Consider the following 26,255-nt stretch of genomic DNA (forward strand, 5'->3'; position numbering starts at 1 on the left):
GCTAGGCCAAGTTGCCGCAATGTTAGCGCTCACAATTTGGCTGTCAAGACGTCCGCCGGGCAGTCGGAAGGGTCGCCGCGGGTGTTACCGGGTGGGTGACTGGGTCTTCTCCCAGCCCGATCCGGTACGCCGCAGCGCACCAGCCTGCTCGAAGGCCTCGAACCAGCCGCGCATCGGCCAGTCACCCCAGCGGCGGTGGAAGATCCGGGCATTCACCAGGATGTCGTCGAGGTGCTGCCAGGGCGGGCTGCTGGTGGGGTGCCACTGGTGCACCGCGTCGGCGCCGCCGACCCAGACCAGGTCGATCCCGGCCACCCGGGCCAGTCGGCCGAAGTCGGTGTCCTCCCCGCCATAGCCGGCGTACTCGGTGCAGAAGCCACCCAGTTCCCGCCAGGTCTCGGCGGTGCAGGCGAAGGACAGCGACCAGAACAGGTCGTGGTCGCCGCCGTCGGCGAGCGTGCCCGCGGGCGGGTCGGGGCGGGCCGGATGCGGGGCGCGGTGGGTGACCAGCTGCTGCCAGTCGGCGCCGGCGGTCTCGGCGGGCAGGTAGCTCACCGGCCCGCAGAGCAGCGCCCGGGGCCGGGCCGCGAGGGCCCGCCGGTACGCCGGCAGCAGCCCCGGGGTGGGCAGGCAGTCGACATCGAGCAGGACCAGTTCGCGGTGCCCGTTGGCCATCGCCAGGTCCGCGGCCAGGTTCCGCGCGGCGGCCAGCGGCAATCGGCCGTCGGCCGCAGGCAGGTGGGCGTGCAGGTCCCCGCAGCCCGGGTCGAACTCCGGGCCCATGGTGACCACCACGTGCCGGGCCGCTGGGGCGTACGCCCGCAGGGCCGCGGCCTGGTTGTGCAGGTGCGCCAGCCGGCCCCGGGTGGCGAGGGTGAGCACGGCCGGTTCAGCCATCGGCGACCCCCGCGATCACCCCGGCGGCGCGCTCGGCGGCACCGGTCAGCTGCCAGCGGTCCCAGTCCGGGCGCAGGTCCCGGGCGCGGTGCAGCAACCCCGGCCAGTCGGCGGCCGCCGGCCAGCCGCCCTCGGCCGGGCCGACCGCCAACCCGGCGGCGACCAGGGCGCGCGCGGTGGCCCGCTGTTCGCCGAACGGGCGCTGCTGCGGTACCGCGACCAGCCGGGCCCCGGCGGCTCCCGCGTCCGCCACCGCGTTCTGCCCGGTCTGGCAGACCACCACCTCGGCCCGGCACAGCGCCGGCCACGGGTCGGCCAGCCAGGTCCCCTCGGCGCCGCCGAGCAGCTGCCACTGCCAGCCGTCACCGGCCGCGCCACCGGCTCCGGGGGTACGCCAGGGCTGCGTCCCATCGGTCGGGTCCGAGCCACCGGTACCGCCGAGCAGCAGCACCCGGCCCGGTTCCGGATCGGCGACCCGCGCCCGCCCGGCGAACCGGGAGAGCCCGCCGACGGCGTGCAGCCGGTCGCGGTGATCGGCCAGGTGGCCGGTGTCGTACCAGTCCGCGGGCCAGGGGGCGAGCAGTGCGTCGGCGAGGGTGTGCACCCAGCGGTGCGGCGGGTCGTCGCGCTCTCCCGGCAGCACCATGGTGATCACCGGGATGCCGTGCAACCGGGCCAGGCCGGCCACCTCCACCGAGACATCCACCACCATCGCCGCCGGCCGGTGCCGCTGGATCCAGGCGGAGATGGCGGCCATCCGGTCCCGCAGACCCGGGTGCCGGCGCGGCACCCAGTGCAACACCCCGTGCGCGGTCGGATCCGCGTCGGCGGGGTCGGCGCCGGCGGGGTCGGTGTCGAACCCGGGCGCGGTCCAGTCCGGGGGCAGTTCGACCCAGTCGGCGAACGGGCCCGGCTCGGTCGGGCGTTCCCGGGAGGTGAGCAGGGTGACCGGCCGGTCCAGTGCCGCGGCCACCACCCTCGCGCGGGTCAGGTGGCCGGAGCCGTGATGGTGGGCGTACCAGCCGATCACCGAACTCATCAGGCGGATTCCTCGGCCACTTCGCTCGCCAGCTGGTCGATCATCGAACGCGAATCCGACCAGCGGCCGGCGGTCACCCCGGCGAGCTCGGCATAACACCGCTCCAGCAGGTCGACCCGGCGCGCGACCGAGAAGCGTTGCTCGGCGGTCCGTCGGGCGATCCCGCGCAGCGACGGGTCGGTGCCCAGGTCGCGCGCGGCATCGGCCAGCGCGGCCACGTCATCGGCCGGTACCAGCCGGACCGCGGGGGTCCGTTCCCCGGTCTCCCGCAACCCACCGCGGGCGAAGGCGGCGACCGGCGTTCCGCATGCCAACGCCTCGGGCAGCACCAGTCCGAAGGGTTCCTCCCACCCGGGAGTGACCAGGGCGCAGCGGCTGCCGCCGACCAGCTCGACGAGTTCGGTGGCGCTGCGCTCCCCGACGTACTCGATCCCGTCGCCGAGCGCGGGCCGCAGCACCCGCTCGAAATAGCGCGGGGCGCCGATCCGGCCCGCCAGCCGCAGCGGCAGTCCCGCACGGCGGGCCGCGGCGACGGCCAGATGGGGTGCCTTCTCCGGCACGATCCGGCCCGACCAGACCAGGCCGGTACCACCGGGACCGGGCCGCCACAGCGTGGTGTCCACCCCGTTCAGCAGCACCCGCGAGGTGACCCCGGCGCGGGCCCAGCTGGCTCTGGTGTGCTCGCTGACCGAGAAGAAGGCCTGCCGGGCGCGATTCTGTCGCGGCCGCGCGGCATGCAGCCCGGCCAGCATCTCCGGCAGCACCGGGGTGTGCAGGGTGGTGATCATCGGCAGCCCGAGGCGGCCGGCGAGCCGCAGCGGTGCACCGGACAGGCTGTGGTTGTGCAGCACGTCGACCCGGGGGCGGATCTCGGCCAGGGCACGCATCGCCCGGGCGTACACCGCCTCCTGACGCAGCAGCCCGCCGGCCGGCAGCCGGTCGTCGCTGCGGTCCGCGCCGACGGGCCAGCGCAGCGGGGTGAAGGCGAGCTCGGGATAGCGCGGGTCGAGCTGTTCGGAACCGTGCGGGGCGACGAGCAGCACCTCGTGGCCGCGGGCCCGGAGCAGGCGTACCTGATCCATCACATGGCCCTCGAGACCGCCGGGGGCGGGCTGGCGGAGCGGGTAGCGGTAGGGGCCGAGGACCGCGATCCGGAGCGGCCTCATGCGGGGACCCCGCGGCGGGCCACGTCACGCCACAACCGGGCGTGCCGCTCGGCGACGGCCTGGCGTTCGGCGAGCCGGGTCGCGCGGTCCGCCGGCCGGACCCGGTCGCGGCCGGCGAGCAGCCGGGCCAGCGCGGCGCGCAGCGCCTCCCGGTCACCGGGGGGCCAGCTGGCGAGCAGGGCCGGGTCGGGTTGCTGATCGGCGTGCTGGCCGATGTTCGGGACGGCGACCGGTACGCCGAGGTCGCGGCAGAGTTCGAGCAGCCCGGAGTGGGTGCCGTGGGCGTAGGGCAGGACGAGGACGCCGAGGGTGACCAGCCAGCGTTCCAGTTCGGCCTCGGTGAGCGGCTGGTGTTCCCACCAGCGGACGTGCGATCGGGCGGCGTACGCCGTCAGCGGTCCCCGGACACCGGGATGGACGCTCATCGTGCAGACCTCGCCGAGTTCCGCAGCCACCGCGACCACATCGGCCACCGCGCCCAGATCGGTCCCGGCGCGCAGCGATTTGAGATGCAGTCCGATGCCGGCGGGCGGCGCCGCGGGGGCCGGTGCCGGATGGTCGAGCAGGGTCGGGTGCGGCAGCACCGTCGCCTGCCGGTCGTGCTCGGCGGCGATCAGCCGCGCGGCCCCGTCGGTCAGGGTGACCACCTCATCGGCGGCCGCCAGCAGCAGGGCGAGCTGCTGCTGGTGCCGCGTCTGGTCGGTGAGCTGAGGGTTGGCCAGGTCGTGCACGGTCACCACCAATCCGATCCGGAGCTCGCGTACCACGGTCAGTACGCGGGCCAACTCGTCGACGGTCAGCGATTCGTAACCGAAGTGCACATGCAGCACATCAGGCCGCTCGGCGCGCAACCAGTCCTCGGTGAGCACCACCGGCGGCCACCACTGGCCGGGCGGGCGGCCCGCGGGGATCGGATCGGGCAGGACCCGGACCCCCGGTGTCGACGGGGTGATGCCCCGCACGTACGGGTGCCCGGCGGGTACCGATGCGACCCGCAATGCGCTCTGAGAATCCATGTCGCCCTGTAGGTACCCGAGGGGGGGCTGGCCGATACCGTGAGCGGATGCAGGATGATCCGATCCAGGTGGTGCTCGGCCCGCCGGAGCACGGGGTGACCCGGTACGCCCGGCAACTGGCCGATGCCGGCGGCGGGCCGGTGCAGGTGCAGCGGCAGCTCGTCGACGCCGCGCCGCCCGCGGCGCCGTACCATCTGCAGCTCACCCCGCAGCTGGTCGGGCCGACCCCGGAGGAGGCGGCCGAGCGGTTGGTGGAGTGGTGTGCGCGGTCGCCGGCGCGGCCGACGATCACCCTGCATGACGTGCCGCAGCCCTCCGACGGGGCGCAGATGTTCCCCCGGAGGGCGGCCTGTGTCCGCCGGTGGTTGGGGCTGGCGCGGGCGGTCGCGGTGAGCAGTGCACACGAGGCGGCGCTGGTGCGCGAGTTCGCGCCGGAGGCGGCACCGACGGTGCTGCCGTTGCCGGTCGACCCGCCGCCGGATCCGCTGCCCCCCGCCCCGGACGGCAGCCTGGGGGTGCTCGGGTTCATCTATCCGGGCAAGGGCCACCAGGAGGCGATCGGTGCCGCGGCGGGTCGGGAGCCCCGGCCGCCGGTCCGGTTCCTGGGCGCTCCCAGCCCCGGGCACGAGGACCTGGTGGCCGAGCTGCGCGGCACCGCGGACCGGTCCGGCGTACCGCTGGAGGTCACCGGGCATCTCGACGAGACCGCCTGGGCGGCGCAGATCGCGCGGGTCGGTGTCCCGCTGGCGCTGCACCGGCACCTGTCCGCCTCCGGGTCGATCAATTCCTGGGTCGCGCATCGGCGCCGGCCGTTGGTGCTGCGCTCCTCCTACGCCGAGGAGCTGGCCGCCCTGCGACCCGGGACGCTGCAGCTGATCGAGGTCGAGGAGATCGATGACGCGGTGGCCGCCGCGCTGGCCGATCCGCGGCGCACCGTGCTGCCCGCCGATCTGCCGCTCGGCCCGGACACCGCGGCGACGCTGACCGGGTACCGCCGGTTCTGGGCGGCCGCCGGATGAGCGCTGCCGCGGAGCTGCCGCAGGCCCCGGTACCGATCCCCGGTGGCTGGACGGTGCCGGAGAACCGTTGGGACCTGCTGGCCGGGCTGACGCAGGAGCCGCCGACGGTCAGCGTGGTGGTGCCCTACTACCGCGACCAGGCCGGGCTCGATGCGATCGTCGCGGCACTCGAGGCCCAGCGTTACCCGACCGACCGGATCGAACTGATCGTCGCCGACGACGGGTCCCCCGAGGCACCGCGGGTCGCGAGCGGGCTCGCCCATCGGGTGGTCCGGCAGGAGGACCGCGGGTTCCGGGCCGCCGCCGCGCGGAATCTCGGGCTGGCGGTGGCCGAGGGAACGGTGGTGGCGTTCCTGGACGGTGACTGCGTACCGGAGCCGGGCTGGTTGGCGGCCCTGACCCGGTTGCCGGCGCTGGCCCCGGAGGCCCTGGTGGTCGGCCGCCGGGAGCATCGCTGGCTGACCGGTCCGCGTGCCGGGGAGCCGATCGAGGCGCCGCGCTGGTTGGCGGACGGGTACGCCGCCAGCGGTGATCTGCTGCGTGCCGACGATTCGTCGTGGCGGTTCGTGATCAGCGCGAATCTGGCCGGTACGCGGGATTTCCTGCGGGAGCTGGGTGGTTTCGACGGTTCCCTGATCGGTTACGGCGGGGAGGACTGGGAGTTCGCCGAACGCGCCTGGCACGCCGGGGCGCTGCTGGCCCACGAGCCGGCGGCGGTGGTGCTGCACGACGGGCCGGACTGGGCCGGGCGTCCCGAGGACCGACGGTCGGCGAAGAACGCGGAGTCGCTGGCGCTGGCCCGTCGGATGCGGCATCCGATGGCGCGGCCGCTCGGTTTCGGTGCGGCGACGCTGGCGGCGCGACTGCGGTCGGGTACGCCGGCCGCGGCCCTGGTCTGTGTGGACAGCCTGCTCCGTGCCCATCCGCGGACCGCGATCGCGGTCGGGGCGGAGCTGGTCGCCGAGCTGCCGCCCGATCCGCGGGTGGTGGCCGAACTTCCCACCACACCTTCGACCACCGACCCGATCTGGCACCTCGCGATCGACACCCCGGTCCGCTTCGACGACACCCTGCCCCGGTCACTCGCCCGGCTGGCCGGCAGTGCCGACGCCCCCGGCATCCTGCTCGCCCCCGGCATCCGGCTCACCCGGGCCCGTGCCCTGGCCCGCGAGCGCCGCGCCGGCCGGCCGCTGTTCCGCACCGAGACCGTCCCCGCCCTTGCCCATCGGTTGCCCGCCGAGGTCGACCTGGAGGGCTGGTTCGGTGGTTGGTGGCCCTGAATCGGCCGCCGGTGGCAGCTCTGGCCCCTCCGCCCACGGTTCGAGGTCGGTTCCGCACCGACAGGGACAGCTCGGTACGCAGGGGCCGAGCACGTCGCAGTCCGACGGGCAGGTGCAGACGAACGGCGTCGGGGCGGGGACGGGCAGCAGACCCAGCGCTCGCTCCTGCTCCCACTTCGCCCGCCGCCGCTCCCGGCGCGCGTGCTCCGCGGCGATCACGTCCTGCGCGGTCGGATGATCCACCGGCACCTCACCTCGCCGCGCACGCGACTGCTCGCGACGCGCGCGCCGCGGGGCGCATGGAACCAGCCCGGAGAAATACGGATCGATCAGCTCCACATCGAGATGCGCGGGGAGGAAGCGGCCCTGTCTGTCGCGGACGGTGTCCGCCTCACCCATCGGCCGCACCGCGTTTCCGTCGGCATCGAGAACGTGCAGGGTGAACCCCGCCAGCTCCAGGGCGGCCACCAGTTCCGGTACCCGCGGTGAGCGCTGACCGGTCTCCCACCGGGCAAGGTGCGATGCCGACACTCCCAGCCGTTCCGCGAACTCTCGTTGATTCAGGTCCAGCGCGCGGCGCACCCGCCGCAACACTCCGCCGACATCGACCATGGATCAACGATGCCCCGCCGGGCGCCGTTTCGGCGTGCTCGGGTGTCTCCCCGTTGTTGTCCGACTCCGCGTTGTCCGAGTCCGCGTTGTCAGAGTCCGCAGGTGGCGTTGGGTTTTCTCCTCAGGCGCCCCCGCGAACGTGTACGGAAGTGCTGCCGTCCTGGCAGCACTTCCGTAGCGTTCTGAGCCACTACCCAGGAAGAGGACCGATCGGCGCGCCGACCAAGCCGGTCAGCAGCCGTGCCTGGGCCTGGCGTTCGGCGAGCAGCTGGGCCTGGACGTCGTTGGTGATCGCGGCGCGCAACAGCCGCTTGGTCTCGCGCAGCGCGGCGTCGGGGATCTCCAGGATCGCGGCGACCACCTCGTCGGTGACCGCGGCCAGCTTCTCGTTGGGCACCGCCAGGGTCGCCAGTCCGGAGCCGACGGCCTCCCCCGCGCCGACGAACCGGCTGGTCACGCAGATCTCCAGCGCCCGCGAATAACCGAGGGTACGCACCAGCGGCAGCGTTCCCCCGAGATCGGGCACCAATCCCAGCGACGGTTCGCGCATCGCCAACCGGACGTCCTCGGTGACCAGGCGCAGGTCGGCGGCCAGCGCCAGCTGGAAGCCGGCACCGATCGCGTTGCCCTGCACCGCCGCGATCACCAGCGCATCCACCTCACCCCACGCGGTGAAGCCCTCCTGGAACCCCGCGATCAGCTGCTCGGTCTCCCCGGTGCCCCGATTGGCGGCCACCGACAGCACCCGCGGTTCGCCCGGAATCCCTTCCGGAGAAAGCATTCCGCGGTCCAGTCCCGCCGAGAAGTCCTGCCCCTCGGCGTTCAGCACCACCACGCGTACGCCCTCATCCAGGGTCCGCGCGATCTCCGCCAGCCGCGCCCACATCGTCGGCGTCTGCGCATTCCGCTTCTCCGGCCGCGCCAACGTCACCGTCAGCCGCGCCCCCTGCCGATCCACCTTCACACTTTCCCCGTTCCCCGAGCGAGCGGAGCGAGTCGAGGGGTCACTCACGGAAACCCTCCAGGAAGTCCGCGATCCGGCCGATCGCCTCGGTCAACACCTCTTCGTCGGGCAGCGTCACCAACCGGAAATGATCCGGCTCGAACCAGTTGAAACCGGTGCCGTGGGTGACCAGGATCTTCTTCGCCCGCAGCAGATCGATCACGAACGCCTGGTCATCGGTGATTCGGTAGACCTCCGGATCGAGCTTCGGGAAGCAGTAGAGCGCACCGCGCGGTTCGACACAGCTGACCCCCGGGATCTCGTTGAGCAGCCGGGACGCGAGCTTCGCCTGGTCGTGGTAGCGCCCGCCGGGGGCGACCAGTTCACCCACCGACTGGTACCCACCCAGTGCGGCCTGGATCGCGTGCTGGGCGGGCACATTGGCACACATCCGCATGTTCGACAGCAGCGTCAGACCTTCCAGGAAGTCCGTCGCCAGATGCTTCGGACCGGAGATCATCACCCAGCCGGCGCGATATCCGCAGACCCGGTAGGCCTTGGACAGCCCGCTGAAGGTCAGGCAGAGCACCTCGTCCCCGGCATAGGTCGCGACATGGTGGTGCACCGCGTCGTCGAAGATGATCTTCTCGTAGATCTCGTCGGCCATCAGCACCAGCTCGTGCCGGCGGGCGATGTCGACCAGACCCTTGATGGTCTCCTCCGAATAGACCGCACCGGTGGGATTGTTCGGGTTGATCACCACCAGCGCCTGGGTGTTGTCGGTGATCTTGGACTCGATGTCGTCCAGATCCGGATTCCAGCCGTTCTCCTCGTCGCAGCGGTAGTGCACCGGCGTACCACCGCACAACGTCACCGCCCCGGTCCACAGCGGATAGTCCGGTGCCGGGACCAGGATCTCGTTGCCGTTGTCGGTGAAGGCCTGCAGCACCATCGTGATCAGCTCGGAGACCCCGTTGCCGATGTAGATGTCGTCGACCTTCACATCGCGCAGACCACGCGACTGGTAGTACTGCGCGACCGCGGTCCGGGCCGGCCGGATGCCGCGCGAATCCGAATAGCCCTGGGAGTCCGGCAGGTGGTGCACCATGTCGGCGACGATCGCTTCGGGGGCAGCGAATCCGAAGGGCGCGGTGTTGCCGATGTTCAGCTTCAGGATCTGGTGGCCCTCGGCCTCCAACCGCTCGGCCTCGACCAGGATCGGACCGCGGACGTCGTAGCGGACGTCCTGGAGCTTCTTTGACTGAACGATCGGGCGCATGGGCCTCAGTGTGTCACTGCGCGCCGAAGAGCAGCTGATATTCCAGCGGTGTCGGTCGCACCGAGAGCTTCACCACACGCCGCGGCATCGCCAGCATCACCTCGTCCTCGGCGAGCAACTGACAGGCCTTCACCTGCCGGGGGCTGAGGAAGTATGCCCGGCGCAGGTTGTCGATCACCCGGTTGTCGGCCGAGTTGACCAGCGTCATGTCCACCGAGCGCAGCGTGCCCACGGCCTGCGCCTCCCGCAGGTCGGTGGTCAGCAGGACCGCCTGCCAGGCGCCGATGCCGGCCTGGCTGCCGTCGTAGAGATCGGTGTCGTCGACGATCAGCGACGGCCGATAGGGCAGCCCCGCCTCCGGCAGCCGCGCCGCCGCGCCGCCGGGCACCACGTCCACGGTGCCGCCGTGCCGGCGTACCCGCTCCACCAGGCCGAGCCATTCCCGCTCCTGGGTGGGTAACAGCGAGATGTGGGCACCGAGGGAGATGCTGCGGAAGGTGAGCAGCCAGGCGACGTACTGCGGCACCGAGACCGCGAGCCGGGTCCCCCGCTCCCGGAACAGCCGGATCGTCACCGGACCCTTGGGACCGTTGCCGAGCACCAGCCCGCTGGGGCCGGTCCGGACGACCCCGCTGCGGCCGGTGTCGGCGACCAGCTGGAAGTTGCCGGGCGCGGCCCGGGCCGCCTGCTGCGCCTGCGTCGCCGAACGCGCCATCACAGCTGCACCCCGCGACCCAGCGGCACCGTCGCCAGCATCGTCGGCACCTGGGTGCCACCGGCCTGGGCGAGGGCGACCTCGCTGCCGACCCGATCGGCCAGATGGCCGACCGCGGCGTCGGCGGTCTGCTGATTGGGGGTGACCAACCGGACCCCGCCGGAGGCGTCCTGCTCGGGGCTGAGGGTGAAGGAGGTGACCGCGAACAACACCGGCGCCTGGGCGACCGCATCGAGCAGCACCTGGTAGGCGTAGGAGGGGTTGCTGCCCCAACGGCGGACCAGTTGACCGGAGTGCACCATGCCGTCGCACACCCAGTGGTCCCAGTGCTCGGCGGACCGCTCGGGGCCCATCGGGTCGGCGGTCGCACCACTGGTCAGGGCCAGCACCTCGGCGAGCTCGGCACCGCCGATCGCGTGCGAGTCGACGCCGTGCCGCTTGAGCAGCGACTGCACCCGGTGCAGCCCGAACCGCAGCGTCGCGTGGATGCCGTCCACACCGGCACCGCGGCGCTCCACCGCGGCCAGGCAGCGGGTCGGATCGAGGCGCAGGCAGATCCAGGTGCGGCGTACCGTCGGCGGCACCGGATGGGCGTTCTCGGCGTACGCCCGGGCGGCCTGCGACCCGGGGCCGAGCAGCAGCGAGGTCGGCGCCGGCACGGTGTAGGTGATCACCTGGATGCCGGCGAAGATGATGTCATCGGAGACCGTCAGGTCGGCCAGCGAACCGAGATCGAGTTCGGCACCGGAATCGGCGAGCAGATCCTCATCGGCATCCAGCGCCAGCACCGCGCTCCAGGCGTCACCGTCCGAGATCACCCCGGTCTCGTCGCCGCGGCCGCCGACGGTCTGACCGATCTCGAAACCGGGCACCCATTCCGCCAGCGGGACCAGGTCCGCGGGCACCCGCGCCGGGCGTACCCGCTGCCGACCCGAGTAGGCCAGCCGCAGCCGCAACCAACCGATCAGCGACCGGCCGCCGATCACCGGGGCCAGCAGGACCAGCAGCAGCACCAGCAGCAACCCGCCGACCAGGATGCCGAGCCGGGAGCCCGCGATCAGCGCGAGCACCGCCAGCAGCAGCACCCCTTCGAGCAGCACGAGCCGGCCGCTGTGCCGCAGCAGCCACGAGCGCCGATGCGGCGAGGCTGCTGATTGCACTGACTTTCCCTTCGTCGAGGCGAGCGCCACTACTCTAGGGCCGGCAGGGTCGGGTGACACCGCAGCGCAGCAGAATGTGCCCTGCGAACGATGGTTGAGCGAGAGGAGCCCGGCCGCAGATGGCGACCCGCAAGGATCTCCTCAAGGCGCACACCTTCACCGCGCAGCGGTTGGTGTCAGCGCTGGTGGACCGCGACCCCGACAACCCCCAGCCGCCGCTGCGCCGGGTCGGTACCGGCATGTTCATCGGGGTGATGCTGGGCATCCTGGTGCTGGCCGGTTTCGGCGTGGTCGGGTTGATCAAGCCCGGCAGCTCCAAGAACTGGAAGAACGACAACACGATCGTGGTCAGCTCCGACAGCGGTGAGGTGCTGGTCTATCTGGGCGGGAAGCTCTACCCGGCGTACAACATCACCTCCGCCAAGCTGGCCAGCGGCGGCGGGGATGTGAAGTCGGTGAAATCCTCATCCCTGCGGGATTTCCCGCGGGAGCGGACGATCGGCATCAAGCAGGCACCGACCCAGTTGCCCGAGCGGTCGGCGCTGGTCAGCTATCCGATCCGGGTCTGCTCGGTGACCGCACCGGCAGGTACCAGCACCGGGTCCGGCACGCAGGCCCGGGCGACCACCCTGGAGCTCGGCCAGGGTGAGGTACCGGCGACCTCGACCGCGTTCGTGGCCCGCGCCGACGGCAGCAACGGCAAGGAATATCTGATCGCCGACGGCACGGCGTACGAGATGCCGAACCATGCGGTGGCGATCCAGCTCGGCTTCGGCGAACAGGCGGTACGCCCGGGCAATGCCTTCCTGGGCGCGCTGCCGAAGGGGCCGCCGCTGAACCCGATCGACATCGCCGGGGAGGGGGAACGCTCCCAGCGCCCGGTCGGCGGGGTCGATCCGACCGTCGGCACGCTGATGCACGTCGAGGGCCCCAGCGCGACGACCTGGTATGTGCTGTTGAGCGACGGGTTGAGCGAGATCTCCCCGCTCGAGGCCGCGGTGCTGACCGCCACCAACGGCAAGAAGTCGCAGCCGATCAAGGCCGCCGAGGCCAATGAGGCCCGCAACACCCGGGTCCGTTACGCGGGCCGGCAGGGCATGCCCGCCCAGCTGCCGCAGCGCAGCCAGATCCCCGGCATCGAGACCGCCAGCGTGTGTGCCAGCTGGCCGGCCGCCGGACAGAGCCCGCGGATCGCGTTCGGCGCCCCGACCCCGGTGGTGGATCGGCGCAGTGCCGACCCGGCGCTGGCCGACACGGTGGTCCAGCCCTCGCTGCGCGGCGCCCTGGTCCGTCACGACGGGTCGGTCGGCCCGGCCGACCCGGGCACGCTGATCGTCGGCGGGCTGCGGTACGGCATCGCCGACAACGACTCCAAGAACGCGCTCGGTTACGGCGAGGTGACCCCCGAGCCGATCCCCGCGCAGGTGCTGCGGCTGATCCCCGAGGGCCTGCCCGCCGGCCAGTCGCTCTCGGTGTCCGCCGCCCAGCAGCAGTCCTGACCCGACCCACGCGGCCACTACTCAGCCACCTAGGCACATGTACTCACGCGCTACTCAAACTCAAGCAGGGCGGGATTTTCCGCTCGATTCCTGACCCCACCGGCTCCTAGTGTCTTCACCAGACGGCACCACCGAACCCGGTGCACCGGCCTTCCGGCAGAGGGAGGTTGGCCCCGACAGACGACTCCCCGGAGGAGAAGAAAATGGGATCTCAGCAAGTATCGGCCAATGACCTCAAGGTAGCCGCCGGCGAGGCCGAGGACTTCTACGGCAAGATCGAGGGTGTTCAGAAGAACCTCTACACCCAGATCGACGGCCTGATGGCCGGGTGGCAGGGCCAGGCTGCGCGGGTCTTCCTGACCGCCTTCAAGGAGTTCGATGAGGAGTTCAGCCAGGTGCAGAACAGCCTCAGCGAGCTGCACCAGAAGCTGGGTCAGACGAGCTTGACCTACCAGCAGAACGAGGCCGAGCAGAGCCAGGTTGGTCAGGATCTGATGAACCTGATCAACAGCAACCGCAAGTGACCCGCTGACCAACCCACACGAACTCTGAGGAGCCTGAACAATGAGCGATGATTCCGTTCTCGTAAACAAGCAGTACATGCAGCAGGGCATCCAGGACCTGGATTCCGCCAAGAAGCAGATGGTCGACCTCAAGGAACAGATGGTCCAGACCCTCGGCAAGCGCCTCGACTCCTGGCAGGACGGCGGCGACGGCGCCGCCCCGAAGCAGGCGTACCAGCAGGTGCTGCGGACCTGGGACGATTCGATGAAGGAGATGGAGAACATCGCCAACGCGATGCGCACCAATCTCGATACGATCGCCGGCAACTACGCCAGCAACGAGATGAAGACCGCCTCCTTCTGGGAGACCGGCAACTGAGTCTCTGCCGAGACCGTACGCCCGGGGCGCGACCGATCGGTCGCGCCCTTCGGCGTCTCCACGCTCATCGAGTGGGCGCCATGCGCAGCGAAGCGGAGCAATGGCGTCCGTGTCGACCCGTCGCTGCGCCCCACCCACGCTGGCTGAGCGAGTGAGGAACGAGCGAGACGAAGCCACCTGGCGGGACACCCTTCCACCCGTCGCCGCCCTCCTCGCTCAGGGATCGCGTACTGGGAGGAAGATTCCTCCGATCATTCCTTCGAAGTGGGGAACCGAGTAGGACACGATAGGGGTCGGAGGCCGTGTTGACCCCGACCCGGCTGACACCGAACAGCGAGAGATGGAGAGCGCGATGCTTCTGGCTGATGGCGGGGGCGGTACCCGCCCCCACGTGACGTCCGACATCCAGGTCGACCCCGGGCAGATCCGTCAGTTCGCGAAATTCCTCGACGAGATGACCGGTGAGATCCGCACCCTCCGGGATCGATTGCAGGACTACACCCCCGAGGGGACCGAGAAGGTCTCCTTCGGCAACTACACCGGTTCGGCACGCGCCGCGGAGCAGCACCGGGCCACCGTGACGAAGGGCCACGGCGCCCTGCGCGGGCTGCACCAGCGCTCCGACGACATCACCGAGGCGACCCGGCGGCTGGCCGGCCAGTACGACGACCTGGAGGAGCTGAACAGCGCCACCGCGGCCCAGGTCACCAACGAGCTGAATCGGAAGAAGGCCTGAGACATGCGAATGATGTTGGACGGGGGCGGATCGTCCAGCGCGTACTCCCTCTACACCCAGCGCGAGATCATGGCGGTCATCGGGTCTCTCGATTCGACCGCCCTGGATCGGACCGAGCGGATGTGGCGCGACACCGCCTCCGCGGCCCGCGAGATCCATGGCCTGGTGCGCAAGCGCCTCGACGATCTGACCGGCCCCGGTGGGTGGACCGGGCCGGGCGCCGAGGCGTACCGGAACTCGATCAAACGCGACGTGCTCGACAAGCTGGAGGCGTACGCCGCCGACGCGACCCGCAATGCCGACGCACTCGCGCCGGTGAACCAGTCGGTGTCCTCCTCGATCGGCGCCGCCCTGCTCAACGACATCCCCTGGGATCGCGACACCAACTGGGAGGTGACCCGCAAGGAGGTCGAGCAGTCGCTGTTCGGCAAGGTCGATGAGATCTTCACCGGCGAGGACGAGGACTACGAGAAGGCCAAGGAGCAGGCGCCCTATCTGGTCCTGAACGGGCAGCGGAACACCCTCGACTCGGTGGAGCCGAAGCGTTGGGAGACCCTGCTGACGGTCTATCCACAACAGCAGCAGTCGCCGCAGATCTTCCGGCAGACCGATACCCCGGTGACCCCGCAGGTGCATCGCTTCGATCAGTTGATGGAGGCACTGGGCCTCAACTCCAACCAGGTCCAGACGGTACGCACCCGCGCGGACTCGGTGGATGAGCAGTTGCAGAGGTACCAGCCGACCGACCAGCAGCATCCCGACGACGACCGGCGCACCAGGGCGCCGGGCAGCGGTACCAACGACCCGACGCCGAACTCCACCGGTACCGGGCCGAGCGCGCCGTCGACGAACACCGCGCCGCCGTCGACCAACAGTCTGAACCCGAGCGGCCCGGGCGGACCGAACGAGCTCGGTCCGGGCAAGCCCGGTGACCCCAGCCTGCCCGGTGGTCCGGGCGGGCCCGGTGGCCCTGGTGGGCCGAACGGTCCGGGACAGCCCGGCGGGCCGTTCCCCGGCGGCACCCATCCGGGTGCGCCGGGTGGCCCGGGTTTCCCGGGTGGCCCCGAGCTGCCCGGTGGTCCGGGAGGCAGCGGTTTCCCCGGTGGCGACCCAGGTGACCTCGGCATCGGCGGCCCCGGTGGGCTGCCGGGTGGCGGGGCCCCCGGTGGCGGCGGGTCCGGCCTCGATCCGGCCGAGCTGAGCAACAACCTGCCGGGCACCGAGAGCGCCGGGTTGCTGACGGCCCCGGGTTCCGCGGCCGGGATGAGCAATCTCGGCGGCCCGGGTGTTCCCGGTCTCGGTACGCCGGGAGCGGGCGGCGTCGGTGGTCCGGCGATCAATGTCGGCAGTGGCGTGGTACCGACGATGGGGATGGGCCCCGGTGGGCTCGGCTCCGGTGGACTGGGCAACAGCGGCCTCGGCGGCGCGGGCAACGGCCTGGGTCGCGGTGGCGCCGGCGGACCCGGTGCCGGAGGCAACCCGCTGGCCGGCCGCTCGGGCAACTCGTTCGGCATCGGCCCGAACGGCAAGGGCATCGTCAACCCCGGTTCGGTCGGCCCGGTGGCCGGCCCCGGTGGTGCGGCCGGCGGCCCCGGTGGCGGGGCACCCGGTGCCGGTACCGCTCCGGGTGGGATGCCGATGGGCGGGCGCCGCAACGACCGCAAGGACGAGGAGAAGGACGAGAACCCCTACAACTCCTGGCTCGAGGAGGACGAGGACGTCTGGTTCGACGACCCGGACGGCCGCTCCCGCTGACCCCTCCCGCAACGGTCCTCGAGCAGCACCCGGAGGCGCCGTGTCAGACTGGGCCCATGCCCGAGTTGCCCGAGGTGGAGTCGCTGCGGCGGTTCCTCACCGAACGCCTGGTCGGCCGGGTGATCGCCCGGATCGACCTGACCGCGTTCAGCGCGCTGAAGACCTTCACCACCCCGCTGAGCGCGATGCACGGACTGGAGATCGAGCGGGTCGAGCGGCGCGGCAAGTTCCTCTGCCTGGACGCCGGCGGCACCTGGCTCTGCTTCCACCTGGCCCGCGCCGGCTGGTTGCGCTGGCGCGCGGAGATGCCGACCGCCCCGGCCCGGCCGGGCAAGGGCCCGCTCGCGCTGCGGCTGGTGCTCGACGACGGGTCCGGGTTCGAGCTGACCGAGGCCGGTACCCAGCGCAAGCTCGCGGTGCACGTGGTCAACGATCCCGACGAGGTCACCCAGATCGAGACCCTCGGCCCGGAACCGATGGCCGACGAGTTCACCTACGAGGTGTTCGCGGAGATCCTGAACAAGGCCGGCCGGGCGCAACTCAAGGGCGTACTCAAGGACCAACGGGTGATCGCCGGAATCGGCAACGCCTATTCCGATGAGATCCTGCACGCCGCGAAGCTGAGCCCGTTCAAACCGGCCAACGGGCTGACCGATGCGGAGCGGGAGCACCTGTACACCTGCCTGCGCGCCGAGCTGGCCGATGCGGTGCAGCGCTCGGCCGGACTGGCCGCGAAGGACCTGAAGGGTGAGAAGAAGCTCGGCATGAAGGTGCACGGCCGCGCCGGTGAGGCCTGCCCGGTCTGCGGCGACACCATCCTCAGCGTCTCCTTCGCCGATTCCAGCCTGCAGTACTGCCCCACCTGCCAGACCGGCGGCAAACCCCTGGCCGACCGTCGGATGAGCAAGCTGCTGAAGTGAGGGCCACGCTCATCGAGATGCCGAACGCCGGGTGAGCGAGCGAGGAACGAGCGAGTCGAAGCCGAGTCCCTCGTCTCGTCGCTTACCGCGAGGTCAAACCCCAGAATCCAACCCGCGTTTCTCGTCGTGGCCCGCGAACCCGCATCCGCTCGTCACTGCTCACGAACTGGAGTCGAAAAATGGGGTTCGACCGCCCGGTAAGTGACGGGGGGTCAGGCGCGGCGGCGGTCCACCAGCTGGCCCTTGGCGTACCGGGCCACCTGCAGCGTGTCCCAGCCGTCGAAGGCGGCGCCGACGCCACCACCGAGCACCGGTACCCGCTTGGTCATCGCGACGACCATCCGCTTGCCGGTGACCCGGGCCAGCAGATCGCCGGCGACCCGGTCGGAGATCTTGGTGTCCAGCCCGGCGTCGTAGACCGGCGCGGTGGCGACCACCAGCGGGCTGCTCGGCAGCTCGGAGTCACCGAGCAGGTTCTCCAGGTTGTCGCCGACCAGGCACATCGCGATCGCCGTGCGTACCCGCGGATCGGTGACGTCGTAACCGCGCAGGTGCGCGATGGTGGCGACCACGCGGGCCTGCAGCACCGCGATTCCGGCGATGTTGGCCGGCAGCGAGACGAGCGAGGTGACCAGTCCGCCGATGTTCGTCACGAACCCCTGGGCACCGGCGAGGGCGACGTGCTGCTGGATGAGCACATTGATCGCCTTCTCGGCATCGCCCTGCTTCTGCAGCTGGCGGCCGGCCGAGTCCCGGGCGGGCGGCAGGTTGCCCATGCCGTCGATCGCGACGGTCATGATGCGACGCAGCACCTTGCCCGCACCATTGGGTGCGAAGCCTCCCGACGGCACGAGGCCGCCGAGGGTGTCCCTGACGTTGTTGGCCATCGTCATCCTCTCTGGTCGCCCGCACTCCTGCGCGCGGCACCTTCCAGCGTACGCAGGACCCGTGCCGCCACCCACCCCGGAATGACCCGGAACGGTCCCCCACTGACAGAATGAGCGGATGCTGCTGTTCGCCAATCCGGCCACCTGGCCGCACTCGGACCTGGTGGCCGCGACGGTCGATCTGGACCCGCGCACGGTGCTGGCAGCATATCGCGAGGGGGTGTTCCCGATGCCCCTGGAGCCGGATCTGATCGGCTGGTTCTCCCCGCTCGACCGCGGTGTCCTGCCGCTGGACGGCCTGCGGGTGACCCGCTCGCTGCGCAAGTCGATGAAGCACTACCGGGTGAGCGTCGACCAGGCGTACGAACAGGTGGTGGACGGCTGCGCCGACCCGCGCCGGGAGGCCGGTTGGATCGATGCCGACATCCGCCGGGTATATGGCGAACTGCATCAGGCAGGGGTCGTCCACTCGGTGGAGGTGTGGGACGCCGCGGACCGGCTGGTCGGCGGGTTGTACGGGGTGTCGATCGGCGGGCTGTTCGCTGGTGAATCGATGTTCCACGATCCTCAGCACGGCCGGGATGCGTCGAAGACGGCGCTGGTGGAGCTGGTACGCCTGCTTTCGGCCGACGGCGTCCCCCGGTTGCTGGACGTGCAGTGGCTGACCCCGCACCTGGCCAGTCTCGGCGCGGTGGAGTTGTCCCGGCGGGATTACCTTTCCCGGCTGCGGAAGGTGTTGGATCAACCGCCGCCGGCCTGGCCTGTCGCCGACTGACCGTACCCGGCGGGTCATGACCACCTCCTTGCCCCCGGACGGCGGGGCGTCTAGGCTCCCCACATGGAACGCCATTCCACACCACTCGTGGCGATCCATCCCGCGGTGCTCGAATCGCTGCCCGATGCGCCGGCCACCCTGACCGCCGCCGGGATGGCGTACGAGGCGCTCACCGACGAGACCGACGCCCGCGTACTGATCGTCGGCGGCTCCGACGTTGGCCCGGCCCAGCTGGACCGGGCGCCCCGGGCCGAGCTGCTGGTACGCGCCGGGATCGGGATGGACCGGATCGACCTCGCGGCGGCGGCCGAGCGCGGTATCACCGTGGTGAACACCCCCGGTTACGGCACCAACGAGGTCGCCGACCAGGCACTGCTGCTGCTGCTCGCCTGCATCCGCCGGCTGGACTGGCAACGGGAACGGGCCGGTGCGGACTGGCCCTCGATCACCGCCGAAGGGGTCCCCCGGCTGGCCGACAGCACCGTCGGGCTGATCGGGCTCGGGGCGATCGGCCGGGCGATGGCGCGCCGCTGCCGGGCGCTCGGCTGCACGGTGATCGCGGCCGATCCGGCGCTCACCCCGGAGACGGCCGGGGGCGCCGAGGCCACCCTGGTCACCCTCGAGGAACTCGCCGCGCGCAGCGACATCATCAGCCTGCACGCCCCGCTCACCACCGACACCCACCACCTGGTCGATGCCGCCTTCCTGGCCCGTACCCGGCCGCACCTCACCCTGATCAACACCGCCCGCGGCGCCCTGGTGGACACCACCGCCCTGCTGGCCGCCCTGGCGACCGACCCGCTGCGCACCGCCGGGCTGGACGTGCTGGACGGTGAACCGACCCCCGACCTGGCGCCACTGCGGGACCACGATCGGGTGATCATCACCCCGCACCTGGGCTGGTACTCCGAGGGCTCCCGCCGCCAGTTGGGCCAGCTCGCCGCCGAGGCGGCCCTGGACCATCTCCGAACCCACCGCCCCGACCCGATCAGCCGCTGAACCCGGCACCACGAATCAAGGAGAGAATCCCCGTGACCACCACCTTCCCGATGCCCCGGCGCTCGGTCTACGACCCGCCCGCGGCCTACAGCGAGGGGCCGCCGGTGCAGGAGGTCGAGCTCTATGACGGGCGCCGGGTCTGGCTGGTACGCAGCCACCAGCTGGTCCGTGAGGTGCTCGCCGATCCGCGCTTCTCGGCGGACCGGGCCCGGGCGGACTTCCCGTTCTCCAGCCCGGCCCGGGTGGCGTTGGAGCGGTTCGCGATCCCGTTCGTGGCGATGGACGACCCGGATCATGCCCGGATCCGGCGGGTGTTCACGAAATTCTTCACCGTCCGTCGGGTGGAGCAGTTGCGCGGTGACATCGCCGAGATCGTCGCCGCGGTGGTCGACGAGCTGCTGGCCAGCGAACCGCCGGTCGACTTCGTCCGCACGGTCGCCGTCGAGGTACCGGGCAATGTGATCTGCCGGATGCTCGGCATCCCGGCCGACCGCAAACACGTCTTCATGGGCCTGGACAATGCGCGCAACAGCCTCGGTACCGCCGGTGATGCGATCGAACAGGCCAGCCAGGAGATGCTGGATTTCGCCGCAGAGCTGATCGCCAGCAAGCGTCGCGCGCCCGGGGATGACCTGATCAGCCAACTGGTCGCCGACGAGCAGACCAGCGAGAAGCTCACCGAGAGCGAGTTGCTTCGCTCGGTCCGGTTGCTGATCACCGCCGGTCACGAGACCACCGCCAACCAGATCACCCTCGGCGTACTCGGCCTGCTCCGCTCCCGCGACCAGTGGCAGCGGCTGGTCGACGACCCCGGGTTGATCCCGGGCGCGGTGGAGGAATTGCTGCGCTGGGTGAGCATCTTCCACATCTCGCCGATGCGGGTCGCGACCGCCGATGTCGAGCTGGCGGGCGTACGCCTGCGGGCCGGGGACGGAGTCGTCCCCTGCTCGGCCGCCGCCAACCGCGACCCGGACGCCTTCCCGCAACCGGACCGACTCGACGTCGGCCGCGACGCCCGCGGGCACGTCGCCTTCGGTTTCGGGATCCACCAGTGCCTGGGCCAGAATCTGGCCCGGATCGAGATCGCCGAGGTGCTCAAGGCCCTCACCCAGCGCATCCCCTCGCTGGACCTCGCGATCCCCGCCGAGCAGATCGAACTGCGCGACTACGCCTTCCTCAGCGTCACCGCCGCACCGGTGACCTGGGCCGAGAACCCGACCGCGGAGGAGGACCGATGAGGATCAGCGTCGACCCCGACCGGTGCGTCGGCGGTGGCCAGTGCGTGATCACCGCCGACGACCTGTTCGACCAGGACGACGACGGCATCGTGGTGCTGTTGGACGCCGAACCGGGTGACGACCGGCTCGCCGAAGCCCGCACCGCGGCCCGACTCTGCCCCTCCGGCGCGATCGAGATCGAGGAGTGAGCGCACCGGTCCTGATCGTCGGTGCCGGGCTGGCGGGCTGGACGGTGGCCACGACGCTCCGCGAGGAGGGGTACGCCGGGGAGCTGGTCGTGCTGGGTGACGAGCCGCACCCGCCCTACGACCGGCCGCCACTCAGCAAGGGCGCGCTGCGGCGTACCACCGCACTCGACGCGCTCACCCTGCCGGGCGCGGACCGGGCGGCGGAGCTGGGGATCGACCTGCGGCTCACCCACCGGGCGATCGCCTGCGATCCGGCCACCCGCACGATCACGCTGGCCGACGGCACCGCCCTGGCCTACGGCGAGCTGGTGATCGCCACCGGGGTCCGGCCGCGTACCCTGCCCGGCGCGCTCACCGTGCGCCACCGGGACGATCTGGCGGCCCTCTGGGCGCTCCCACCGGACGCCGCCATCGCGATCGTCGGCGCCGGATTCCTGGGCAGCGAACTCGCCGCGACCCTGCGGGAGCTCGGCCATCCGGTCACCCTGGTCACCGGCTCCGGGTCACCGCTGGCCGACCACCTCGGGCCCGAGATCGCCACCGTGCTGGCCCGCTGGCACACCGCACACGGGGTCGTACTGCGGCACGGACGGGTCACCTCGGTGACCGAGCTGGCCGCCGACACCGTGCTCGCCTGCCTGGGCAGCGAACCGAACACCGAATGGCTCACCGGCAGCGGGCTGCCGCTGGCCGACGGGGTGCTCACCGATGCCGACGGGCGCGCCGGCGCCCACGAGTGGGCGGTCGGTGACGTGGCCCGCGAACCCACCGGGCGGATCGAGCACCGGATGGCGGCCAGCACCGCGGGGGTACGCCTCGGCGTACGGCTGGCGGCGCTGCTGGCGGACCGGGAACCACCCGCCCCGCTGGCCGCGGTCCCCTATCACTGGACCGATCACTATGGCGCAACCGTGCAGGCCTACGGCGAGGTGGCCGGTGACCTGGACCGGCAGGTGGTCGCCGGGTCGGTGGATGAGGACCGGGTCGCGGTGCTCTGCGGCCGCGACGGGATCGTGGTCGGTGCCGTCGGTATCGGGCTGCCCAGAGCGCTGGTCCGTGCCGCGAAGCTGATCCGGGACGATGCCGGTCACGATCCGGAGGCCTTCGCGGCCTCGCTCAGAACTGCTGCGGCGGCGGGGCCTGCTCGGCCCCGGTAGCGGGTCCGGCAGCGGGCCCGAGCTGGGCGTCGATGGCGCCCACCCGGCCCTGCTCGTCGAAGGCGACCCGCACGTTGCCCTCCGGAAAACCGATGTTCAGCGCGGCGAAACCGGGCTCCCAGCCGTAGGGCAGGTTGCGCGCCTGGGCGTAACCCTGCACGGCGCGGCGATGATCGGTGATCCAGCCGTCGGCCTGCAGCGCGGTGGTCAGGATCCGCGGGAAGGTGATCCCGGACGGCGCGGGCGGGGTGAATCCGGCGGCGTCCACCAGCATCACCACCCGGGTGGTCCCGGTGGTCATCACCTGCGCGGTCGGGATCCCGATGATCCGGCAGGACACCGCGGCCATCCGGGTCGCCCAACCGGTCAGCGCCTCCTCCCCACCCTGGTCGGCGATCGGCAGCTCACCGGTGGTCAGCTCGGGGATCCCGCGGGCGGCGCCGAAGTCGCGGACCCGGGTGCTCATCTGCGCGACCGGTGATTCGGCGAAGGCTGGATTGGCCCAGGCCCACAGCGCCGACCGCGGCGACTCCGCGATCGAGCCGAGCAGGTGCACCCGAGCCACCACCTCGTCGCGCTTGTGCAGCTTCGGCTGATAGGTGATCTGCTGCTTCGCCAGATCGACCCCGGTCTGCCCGACCCCACCACCGGTCTGCTGCTCGAGCCAGTCCAGGAACGCCTGGTGATCCTCGACGTAGACAAGGATCGAGTCGTCCATCACATCGGCGAAGGTGAGATCAGCCATGCGGTGGAGTCTAGGGGTGGGAGTCCTCTCGACACGGCCGCAGGCGGCCTACTCGAGGACCGACACGGCCGCAGGCGGCCTACTCGAGGACCGTCACGCCTCAGTCGCCGACGGCTTCCCGGCCGCGGCGGACGATCTTCGGATCCGGCGTACCGATGACCGCCTCGTTCTTGTCCGGATAGTCGAACTGGGAGAGATAGGCGCGCATCGCCTCGATCCGGGCACGTTTCTTGTCGTTGGACTTGATGGTGGTCCAGGGCGCCCAGTCGGTGTCGGTGCGCAGGAACATCTGCTCCTTCGCCTCGGTGTAGGCGTCCCACTTGTCCAGCGACTCGAGGTCCATCGGCGACAGCTTCCAGCGGCGTACCGGGTCGATCTGGCGGATCGCGAACCGGGTCCGCTGCTCGGCCTGGGTGACCGAGAACCAGAACTTCGTCAGGTGGATGCCGGAGTCGACGATCATCTTCTCCAGCGCCGGCGCCTGCTCCATGAACCGCTCGTACTCCTCATGGGTGCAGAACCCCATCACCCGCTCCACCCCGGCGCGGTTGTACCAGGAGCGGTCGAACAGCACCAGCTCCCCGAAGGTCGGGAAGTGGTTGATGTAGCGCTGGAAATACCACTGCCCGTGCTCGCGGTCGTTGGGCTTGTTCAGTGCGACGACCCGGGCGCCGCGCGGGTTGAGGTGCTGGGTGAAGCGCTTGATCGTGCCGCCCTTGCCGGCCGCATCGCGGCCCTCGAAGACGATGATGTGGCGCAGGTCGTTGTCCTCCGACCAGTACTGCACCTTGAGCAGTTCGATCTGCAGCTGATATTTCAGCTCGTCGTATTCGTCGCGTTCCATCCGCTCGGTGTACGGATAGTCCTCTTCCCAGGTCTCGACGGCGTTGCCGCCCGGGTCGATCAGGTCGGGGTCCTCGTCCTTGCCGTTCTTCACGGTGTACCCCTCGGCGCGCAGCCGATCGATGTACTCCCGCAGGTTCTGCATCATGAGGGCAGCCTAACCAGCGACGCCCAGCCGCCCGTGAGACCCTCGCCCCGTGAGCATTGAGCTGTTGGAGCTGGCGACCCGTCTCGCCACCCGGGCCGCGGATCAGGCGTACCGCTGGCGCGAGGAGGGTGTCGAGGTCGCCGACCTGAAATCGAGCCCGACCGATGTGGTGACCGCCGCGGACCGCGCCACCGAGGCGTACCTGCGCGAGGAACTGGCCCGGCTGCGGCCCGCCGACGCGTTCTTCGGTGAGGAGGCCGGTTCCTCCGGCGGCGGTTCCGGGTTGACCTGGGTGGTCGATCCGATCGACGGCACCGTCAACTATCTCTATCGGCTGCCGGCCTGGGCGGTGTCGGTGGCGGTCGTCGAGGGCGAGGTGGGCAGCGGGCGTACGCTCGCCGGTTGCGTCGCTGCCCCCGCACTGTCCGAGGTGTACGCCGCAGCGGCCGGCGAGGGCGCCACCCGCAACGGGCAGCGGCTGGAGCTGACCGCGAAGACGGAGCTGACCACCGCCCTGATCGGTACCGGTTTCGGCTACGACGCCGCCCGCCGGACCCGGCAGGCCGAACTGGTGGCCCGGCTGATCGGCCGGGTCCGCGACATCCGCCGGATCGGCGCCGCGAGCCTGGATCTGTGCGCGGTCGCCGCGGGTCGGCTGGACGGCTACTACGAGGCCGGGCTGCATGCCTGGGACCATGCCGCGGGTGCACTGGTGGTCCGCGAGGCCGGTGGGCTGGTCGGCGGCGGGCCGGTCACCGACCGGGAGAGCGAGCGGTTGCTGGTGGCCGCCAATGCGGGGTTGTACCGGCCGCTCGGCGAGGCACTCACCGCGGCGGGGCTCCGGGTCGACTGACATCCGACCCCGGCCACCAGGACCCGATTGACGGGTTTGGCCACCGGCTCCTCGGGTAGTAGTCGGCTGTGAGCAGGAATCCGGCGGCCCGCTTGTTCCTCGACGACGGCCCAGACATCGTCCTCGCCGAGGAGGACCGGCTGCGTGCCCTGGTATCGGTGCTGCCGCCCGGGGTCCGCGCCCTGCCGGGTCGGCAGCTGGCCGACCGGCTGGACCTGCTCGGCCACACCGCCGAACGGGCCCGCGCCGCGCTGGATGCCGAACTGGAGATCACCAACGAGGCCCTGGCCGGGCTGCCCGAGCAGACCGGGCGCCGGCACACCTGGGCGCTCGACCCGTTCGGGGGCCTGGGCACCACCGCGGACCAGTGGGACGCCGAGCGCTGGCTGCAGGTCTTCGGGTCGGCGCACTCGGCGCCGCTGCGGCGCCGGCTGCTGGGGATGGTTGACCAGTGCCCGCTGCTGTTGCTGCTGCGCGCCTGTCTGCTGGCCCGCCCCGACACCCGGCTGCGGTTGATCGGCGCCCCCGACCGCTCCCCCGACCCGCCGCCGGTCCGGCAGGTGATGGTCGTCGGCACCGCCCGGGACGCGCTGCTGCTGCGGACCCGGATGGCCGCCGAACACGCCCATCTCAGCGATCTGATCCGGGTGGTACCGGTGGGGTCGCAGCAGGACGAGGACGATCGTGACGGCGTACTCGCCCTGCTCGACGAACTGGGCGTCGGGTCAGCTGGCGCGCAGCTGGTCGGTGTCGACCAGGACGGCACGGAGCCGGTCGATGAGCCGCGCGAGTAGCCGCGACACCTGCACCTGGCTGACGCCGAGTTCCTGACCGATCGCGGACTGGCTGCGCTCCTCGACGAAGCGCATCCGGAACAGCGCCGCGTCGCGGTCGGTGAGCCCGGCCAGCGCGACCTGCAGCGACTCCCGGTCCAGGACCCGGGCGAAGTCGTCGCCCCCGGCGGCGATCTGCACCAGATCGTCGGGTCCGGTCTGGGCGGCGGCGTACGCCCGGCGGCTCAGCCCGGCGGCGCGGACCCGGTCCGCGGACACCGAGAGGGCCTCGGCGACCTCGTCGTCGGTGGCGTTGCGGCCGAGCCGCTGGCCCAGCGCGGTACGGGTCTGGCTGACCTCGCTCTGCAGCTCCTGGAGCGCACGCGGCGGACGGACCAGCCATTCGTGATCCCGGAAGTGCCGCTTGATCTCGCCCTTGATGGTGGGGACGGCGTACGCCACGAACCCGGCGGCCGAGCCCAGTCGGTAGCCCTGGACGGCCTTCACCAGGCCGAGTCGAGCGACCTGCAGCAGGTCGTCGGAGTCGGCGCCCCGGCCGCGGTAGCTGCGGGCGATGGATTCCGCCAGCGGCAGCCCGGCGACGATGGCCGCTTCCTGCGGGGACGGAGCGCCGCCCAGCACCTCGTCCCCCGGCTCAGCGCAGAGCAGGGTCTCGATGGTGTCGTTGAGCGGGTTGCGAAGACCGGTGCCGAATCGATGCGGTGCCATGA

At 71.4% G+C, this 26,255-nt stretch carries 27 protein-coding genes and 1 pseudogene; 15 read left to right on the forward strand and 13 right to left on the reverse strand.

Annotated features, from left to right (window positions below; translation table 11 throughout):
* Nucleotides 1-84: 84 nt before the first annotated feature.
* From C8D81_RS09110 to C8D81_RS09125, 4 genes are read right to left on the reverse strand one after another with little or no spacing between them, the layout of a single operon-like run.
* Nucleotides 85-897, reverse strand: a complete 813-nt coding sequence (locus C8D81_RS09110; protein WP_133625956.1) for a glycosyltransferase family 2 protein — start codon at nt 895-897, stop codon at nt 85-87.
* Nucleotides 890-1,936, reverse strand: coding sequence for a hypothetical protein (locus C8D81_RS09115; protein ID WP_208109200.1), 1,047 nt, complete (start codon nt 1,934-1,936; stop codon nt 890-892). Before C8D81_RS09115 ends, C8D81_RS09110 begins: the two co-directional genes overlap by 8 nt.
* A complete protein-coding gene (locus tag C8D81_RS09120; protein WP_133625957.1) occupies nt 1,936-3,102 on the reverse strand; it encodes a glycosyltransferase in 1,167 nt (388 codons plus the stop codon). The genes C8D81_RS09115 and C8D81_RS09120 overlap by 1 nt, the downstream gene beginning before the upstream one ends.
* The gene (locus tag C8D81_RS09125; RefSeq protein WP_094355094.1) at nt 3,099-4,118 is read right to left on the reverse strand and encodes a glycosyltransferase; all 1,020 of its coding nucleotides are present in this window, start codon (nt 4,116-4,118) and stop codon (nt 3,099-3,101) included. Before C8D81_RS09125 ends, C8D81_RS09120 begins: the two co-directional genes overlap by 4 nt.
* Before the next feature lie 47 nt (nt 4,119-4,165).
* Between C8D81_RS09125 and C8D81_RS09130 the strand changes: the two genes are divergently transcribed.
* Nucleotides 4,166-5,137: a hypothetical protein gene (locus tag C8D81_RS09130; RefSeq protein WP_133625958.1), complete on the forward strand. Its 972-nt coding sequence runs from the start codon at nt 4,166-4,168 to the stop codon at nt 5,135-5,137.
* Nucleotides 5,134-6,417 carry a glycosyltransferase gene (locus tag C8D81_RS09135; RefSeq protein WP_094405972.1) on the forward strand — a complete coding sequence of 428 codons (1,284 nt, stop codon included), beginning with the start codon at nt 5,134-5,136 and terminating at the stop codon, nt 6,415-6,417. The genes C8D81_RS09130 and C8D81_RS09135 overlap by 4 nt, the downstream gene beginning before the upstream one ends.
* A gap of 435 nt (nt 6,418-6,852) precedes the next feature.
* Here C8D81_RS09135 and C8D81_RS21940 read toward each other — a convergent pair.
* The 5 genes and pseudogenes from C8D81_RS21940 to eccE all read right to left on the reverse strand — a co-directional run.
* Nucleotides 6,853-7,029, reverse strand: a pseudogene (locus C8D81_RS21940) (helix-turn-helix domain-containing protein); the annotation flags it as partial.
* A gap of 190 nt (nt 7,030-7,219) precedes the next feature.
* Entirely contained in the window at nt 7,220-7,993 is a 774-nt protein-coding gene (locus C8D81_RS09145; RefSeq protein WP_208109201.1) for an enoyl-CoA hydratase/isomerase family protein, read from the reverse strand.
* A gap of 40 nt (nt 7,994-8,033) precedes the next feature.
* Nucleotides 8,034-9,251: a pyridoxal phosphate-dependent aminotransferase gene (locus C8D81_RS09150; RefSeq protein WP_094355099.1), complete on the reverse strand. Its 1,218-nt coding sequence runs from the start codon at nt 9,249-9,251 to the stop codon at nt 8,034-8,036.
* Between the two features lie 13 nt (nt 9,252-9,264).
* Complete coding sequence (locus C8D81_RS09155) at nt 9,265-9,966, reverse strand: hypothetical protein (protein ID WP_094426868.1); 702 nt, start codon at nt 9,964-9,966, stop codon at nt 9,265-9,267.
* On the reverse strand, nt 9,966-11,126 hold the full coding sequence (eccE, locus tag C8D81_RS09160; protein WP_166646745.1) for a type VII secretion protein EccE: 1,161 nt from the start codon (nt 11,124-11,126) through the stop codon (nt 9,966-9,968). Before eccE ends, C8D81_RS09155 begins: the two co-directional genes overlap by 1 nt.
* Before the next feature lie 119 nt (nt 11,127-11,245).
* On the opposite strand from eccE, the gene eccB reads away from it, so the two are divergent.
* The 6 genes from eccB (at nt 11,246) to C8D81_RS09190 (ending at nt 16,918) form a co-directional block, all read left to right on the forward strand.
* Nucleotides 11,246-12,625 (forward strand): type VII secretion protein EccB, encoded by a 1,380-nt coding sequence (gene eccB / locus C8D81_RS09165; protein ID WP_133625960.1) that lies wholly within the window; start codon nt 11,246-11,248, stop codon nt 12,623-12,625.
* 203 nt (nt 12,626-12,828) lie between these two features.
* Nucleotides 12,829-13,149, forward strand: coding sequence for a WXG100 family type VII secretion target (locus tag C8D81_RS09170; protein WP_094355103.1), 321 nt, complete (start codon nt 12,829-12,831; stop codon nt 13,147-13,149).
* Nucleotides 13,150-13,189: 40 nt separating this feature from the next.
* Nucleotides 13,190-13,507, forward strand: coding sequence for a WXG100 family type VII secretion target (locus C8D81_RS09175; RefSeq protein WP_133625961.1), 318 nt, complete (start codon nt 13,190-13,192; stop codon nt 13,505-13,507).
* A 391-nt stretch (nt 13,508-13,898) separates the two neighbouring features.
* Nucleotides 13,899-14,243 (forward strand): hypothetical protein, encoded by a 345-nt coding sequence (locus tag C8D81_RS09180; RefSeq protein ID WP_133625962.1) that lies wholly within the window; start codon nt 13,899-13,901, stop codon nt 14,241-14,243.
* A gap of 3 nt (nt 14,244-14,246) precedes the next feature.
* The gene (locus tag C8D81_RS21775; protein ID WP_133625963.1) at nt 14,247-15,998 is read left to right on the forward strand and encodes a hypothetical protein; all 1,752 of its coding nucleotides are present in this window, start codon (nt 14,247-14,249) and stop codon (nt 15,996-15,998) included.
* A gap of 56 nt (nt 15,999-16,054) precedes the next feature.
* Nucleotides 16,055-16,918, forward strand: a complete 864-nt coding sequence (locus C8D81_RS09190) for an Fpg/Nei family DNA glycosylase (protein WP_094403250.1) — start codon at nt 16,055-16,057, stop codon at nt 16,916-16,918.
* A 212-nt stretch (nt 16,919-17,130) separates the two neighbouring features.
* Here C8D81_RS09190 and C8D81_RS09195 read toward each other — a convergent pair whose 3' ends face one another.
* Complete coding sequence (locus C8D81_RS09195) at nt 17,131-17,811, reverse strand: hypothetical protein (protein ID WP_407644070.1); 681 nt, start codon at nt 17,809-17,811, stop codon at nt 17,131-17,133.
* A 112-nt stretch (nt 17,812-17,923) separates the two neighbouring features.
* Here C8D81_RS09195 and aat point away from each other — a divergent pair, with 112 nt between their 5' ends.
* The 5 genes from aat (at nt 17,924) to C8D81_RS09220 (ending at nt 22,162) form a co-directional block, all read left to right on the forward strand.
* Nucleotides 17,924-18,580: a leucyl/phenylalanyl-tRNA--protein transferase gene (gene aat / locus C8D81_RS09200; RefSeq protein ID WP_094355109.1), complete on the forward strand. Its 657-nt coding sequence runs from the start codon at nt 17,924-17,926 to the stop codon at nt 18,578-18,580.
* Between the two features lie 63 nt (nt 18,581-18,643).
* Entirely contained in the window at nt 18,644-19,579 is a 936-nt protein-coding gene (locus C8D81_RS09205; RefSeq protein WP_133625964.1) for an NAD(P)-dependent oxidoreductase, read from the forward strand.
* 32 nt (nt 19,580-19,611) lie between these two features.
* Nucleotides 19,612-20,817, forward strand: a complete 1,206-nt coding sequence (locus C8D81_RS09210) for a cytochrome P450 (RefSeq protein ID WP_094405960.1) — start codon at nt 19,612-19,614, stop codon at nt 20,815-20,817.
* Entirely contained in the window at nt 20,814-21,005 is a 192-nt protein-coding gene (locus tag C8D81_RS09215; protein WP_094355116.1) for a ferredoxin, read from the forward strand. The genes C8D81_RS09210 and C8D81_RS09215 overlap by 4 nt, the downstream gene beginning before the upstream one ends.
* Nucleotides 21,002-22,162, forward strand: a complete 1,161-nt coding sequence (locus tag C8D81_RS09220; protein ID WP_133625965.1) for an NAD(P)/FAD-dependent oxidoreductase — start codon at nt 21,002-21,004, stop codon at nt 22,160-22,162. The genes C8D81_RS09215 and C8D81_RS09220 overlap by 4 nt, the downstream gene beginning before the upstream one ends.
* Here the strand turns inward: C8D81_RS09220 and C8D81_RS09225 are convergent.
* The gene (locus C8D81_RS09225; RefSeq protein WP_133625966.1) at nt 22,122-22,907 is read right to left on the reverse strand and encodes a DUF6882 domain-containing protein; all 786 of its coding nucleotides are present in this window, start codon (nt 22,905-22,907) and stop codon (nt 22,122-22,124) included. The two genes, C8D81_RS09220 and C8D81_RS09225, sit on opposite strands and share 41 nt — an antisense overlap.
* A 100-nt stretch (nt 22,908-23,007) precedes the next feature.
* Nucleotides 23,008-23,898: a polyphosphate kinase 2 gene (gene ppk2 / locus C8D81_RS09230; protein ID WP_094355119.1), complete on the reverse strand. Its 891-nt coding sequence runs from the start codon at nt 23,896-23,898 to the stop codon at nt 23,008-23,010.
* 49 nt (nt 23,899-23,947) lie between these two features.
* Between ppk2 and C8D81_RS09235 the strand changes: the two genes are divergently transcribed.
* Both C8D81_RS09235 and C8D81_RS09240 read left to right on the forward strand, forming a co-directional pair.
* Nucleotides 23,948-24,751: an inositol monophosphatase family protein gene (locus C8D81_RS09235; RefSeq protein WP_133625967.1), complete on the forward strand. Its 804-nt coding sequence runs from the start codon at nt 23,948-23,950 to the stop codon at nt 24,749-24,751.
* A 68-nt stretch (nt 24,752-24,819) separates the two neighbouring features.
* Entirely contained in the window at nt 24,820-25,545 is a 726-nt protein-coding gene (locus C8D81_RS09240) for a hypothetical protein (RefSeq protein ID WP_133625968.1), read from the forward strand.
* Here C8D81_RS09240 and C8D81_RS09245 read toward each other — a convergent pair.
* On the reverse strand, nt 25,477-26,253 hold the full coding sequence (locus C8D81_RS09245; RefSeq protein ID WP_166646746.1) for a sigma-70 family RNA polymerase sigma factor: 777 nt from the start codon (nt 26,251-26,253) through the stop codon (nt 25,477-25,479). The genes C8D81_RS09240 and C8D81_RS09245 overlap by 69 nt on opposite strands.
* Between the last annotated feature and the right edge of the window lie 2 nt (nt 26,254-26,255).

The organism is Enemella evansiae, from assembly GCF_004362375.1.
Classification (GTDB): Bacteria; Actinomycetota; Actinomycetes; order Propionibacteriales; family Propionibacteriaceae; genus Enemella; species Enemella evansiae.

Bases quoted from the DNA above. Each gene is read 5' to 3' on its own strand.
- C8D81_RS09125 (WP_094355094.1), bottom strand. From the start codon at position 4,118: ATGGATTCTCAGAGCGCATTGCGGGTCGCATCGGTACCCGCCGGGCAC.
- C8D81_RS09225 (WP_133625966.1), bottom strand. From the start codon at position 22,907: ATGGCTGATCTCACCTTCGCCGATGTGATGGACGACTCGATCCTTGTC.
- C8D81_RS09175 (WP_133625961.1), top strand. From the start codon at position 13,190: ATGAGCGATGATTCCGTTCTCGTAAACAAGCAGTACATGCAGCAGGGC.
- C8D81_RS09115 (WP_208109200.1), bottom strand. From the start codon at position 1,936: ATGAGTTCGGTGATCGGCTGGTACGCCCACCATCACGGCTCCGGCCAC.
- C8D81_RS09110 (WP_133625956.1), bottom strand. From the start codon at position 897: ATGGCTGAACCGGCCGTGCTCACCCTCGCCACCCGGGGCCGGCTGGCG.
- C8D81_RS09215 (WP_094355116.1), top strand. From the start codon at position 20,814: ATGAGGATCAGCGTCGACCCCGACCGGTGCGTCGGCGGTGGCCAGTGC.
- eccB (WP_133625960.1), top strand. From the start codon at position 11,246: ATGGCGACCCGCAAGGATCTCCTCAAGGCGCACACCTTCACCGCGCAG.
- C8D81_RS09130 (WP_133625958.1), top strand. From the start codon at position 4,166: ATGCAGGATGATCCGATCCAGGTGGTGCTCGGCCCGCCGGAGCACGGG.
- C8D81_RS09135 (WP_094405972.1), top strand. From the start codon at position 5,134: ATGAGCGCTGCCGCGGAGCTGCCGCAGGCCCCGGTACCGATCCCCGGT.
- C8D81_RS09120 (WP_133625957.1), bottom strand. From the start codon at position 3,102: ATGAGGCCGCTCCGGATCGCGGTCCTCGGCCCCTACCGCTACCCGCTC.
- C8D81_RS09190 (WP_094403250.1), top strand. From the start codon at position 16,055: ATGCCCGAGTTGCCCGAGGTGGAGTCGCTGCGGCGGTTCCTCACCGAA.
- aat (WP_094355109.1), top strand. From the start codon at position 17,924: ATGCTGCTGTTCGCCAATCCGGCCACCTGGCCGCACTCGGACCTGGTG.
- C8D81_RS09155 (WP_094426868.1), bottom strand. From the start codon at position 9,966: ATGGCGCGTTCGGCGACGCAGGCGCAGCAGGCGGCCCGGGCCGCGCCC.
- C8D81_RS09245 (WP_166646746.1), bottom strand. From the start codon at position 26,253: ATGGCACCGCATCGATTCGGCACCGGTCTTCGCAACCCGCTCAACGAC.
- C8D81_RS09170 (WP_094355103.1), top strand. From the start codon at position 12,829: ATGGGATCTCAGCAAGTATCGGCCAATGACCTCAAGGTAGCCGCCGGC.
- ppk2 (WP_094355119.1), bottom strand. From the start codon at position 23,898: ATGATGCAGAACCTGCGGGAGTACATCGATCGGCTGCGCGCCGAGGGG.
- C8D81_RS09205 (WP_133625964.1), top strand. From the start codon at position 18,644: ATGGAACGCCATTCCACACCACTCGTGGCGATCCATCCCGCGGTGCTC.
- C8D81_RS09195 (WP_407644070.1), bottom strand. From the start codon at position 17,811: ATGACGATGGCCAACAACGTCAGGGACACCCTCGGCGGCCTCGTGCCG.
- C8D81_RS09150 (WP_094355099.1), bottom strand. From the start codon at position 9,251: ATGCGCCCGATCGTTCAGTCAAAGAAGCTCCAGGACGTCCGCTACGAC.
- C8D81_RS21775 (WP_133625963.1), top strand. From the start codon at position 14,247: ATGCGAATGATGTTGGACGGGGGCGGATCGTCCAGCGCGTACTCCCTC.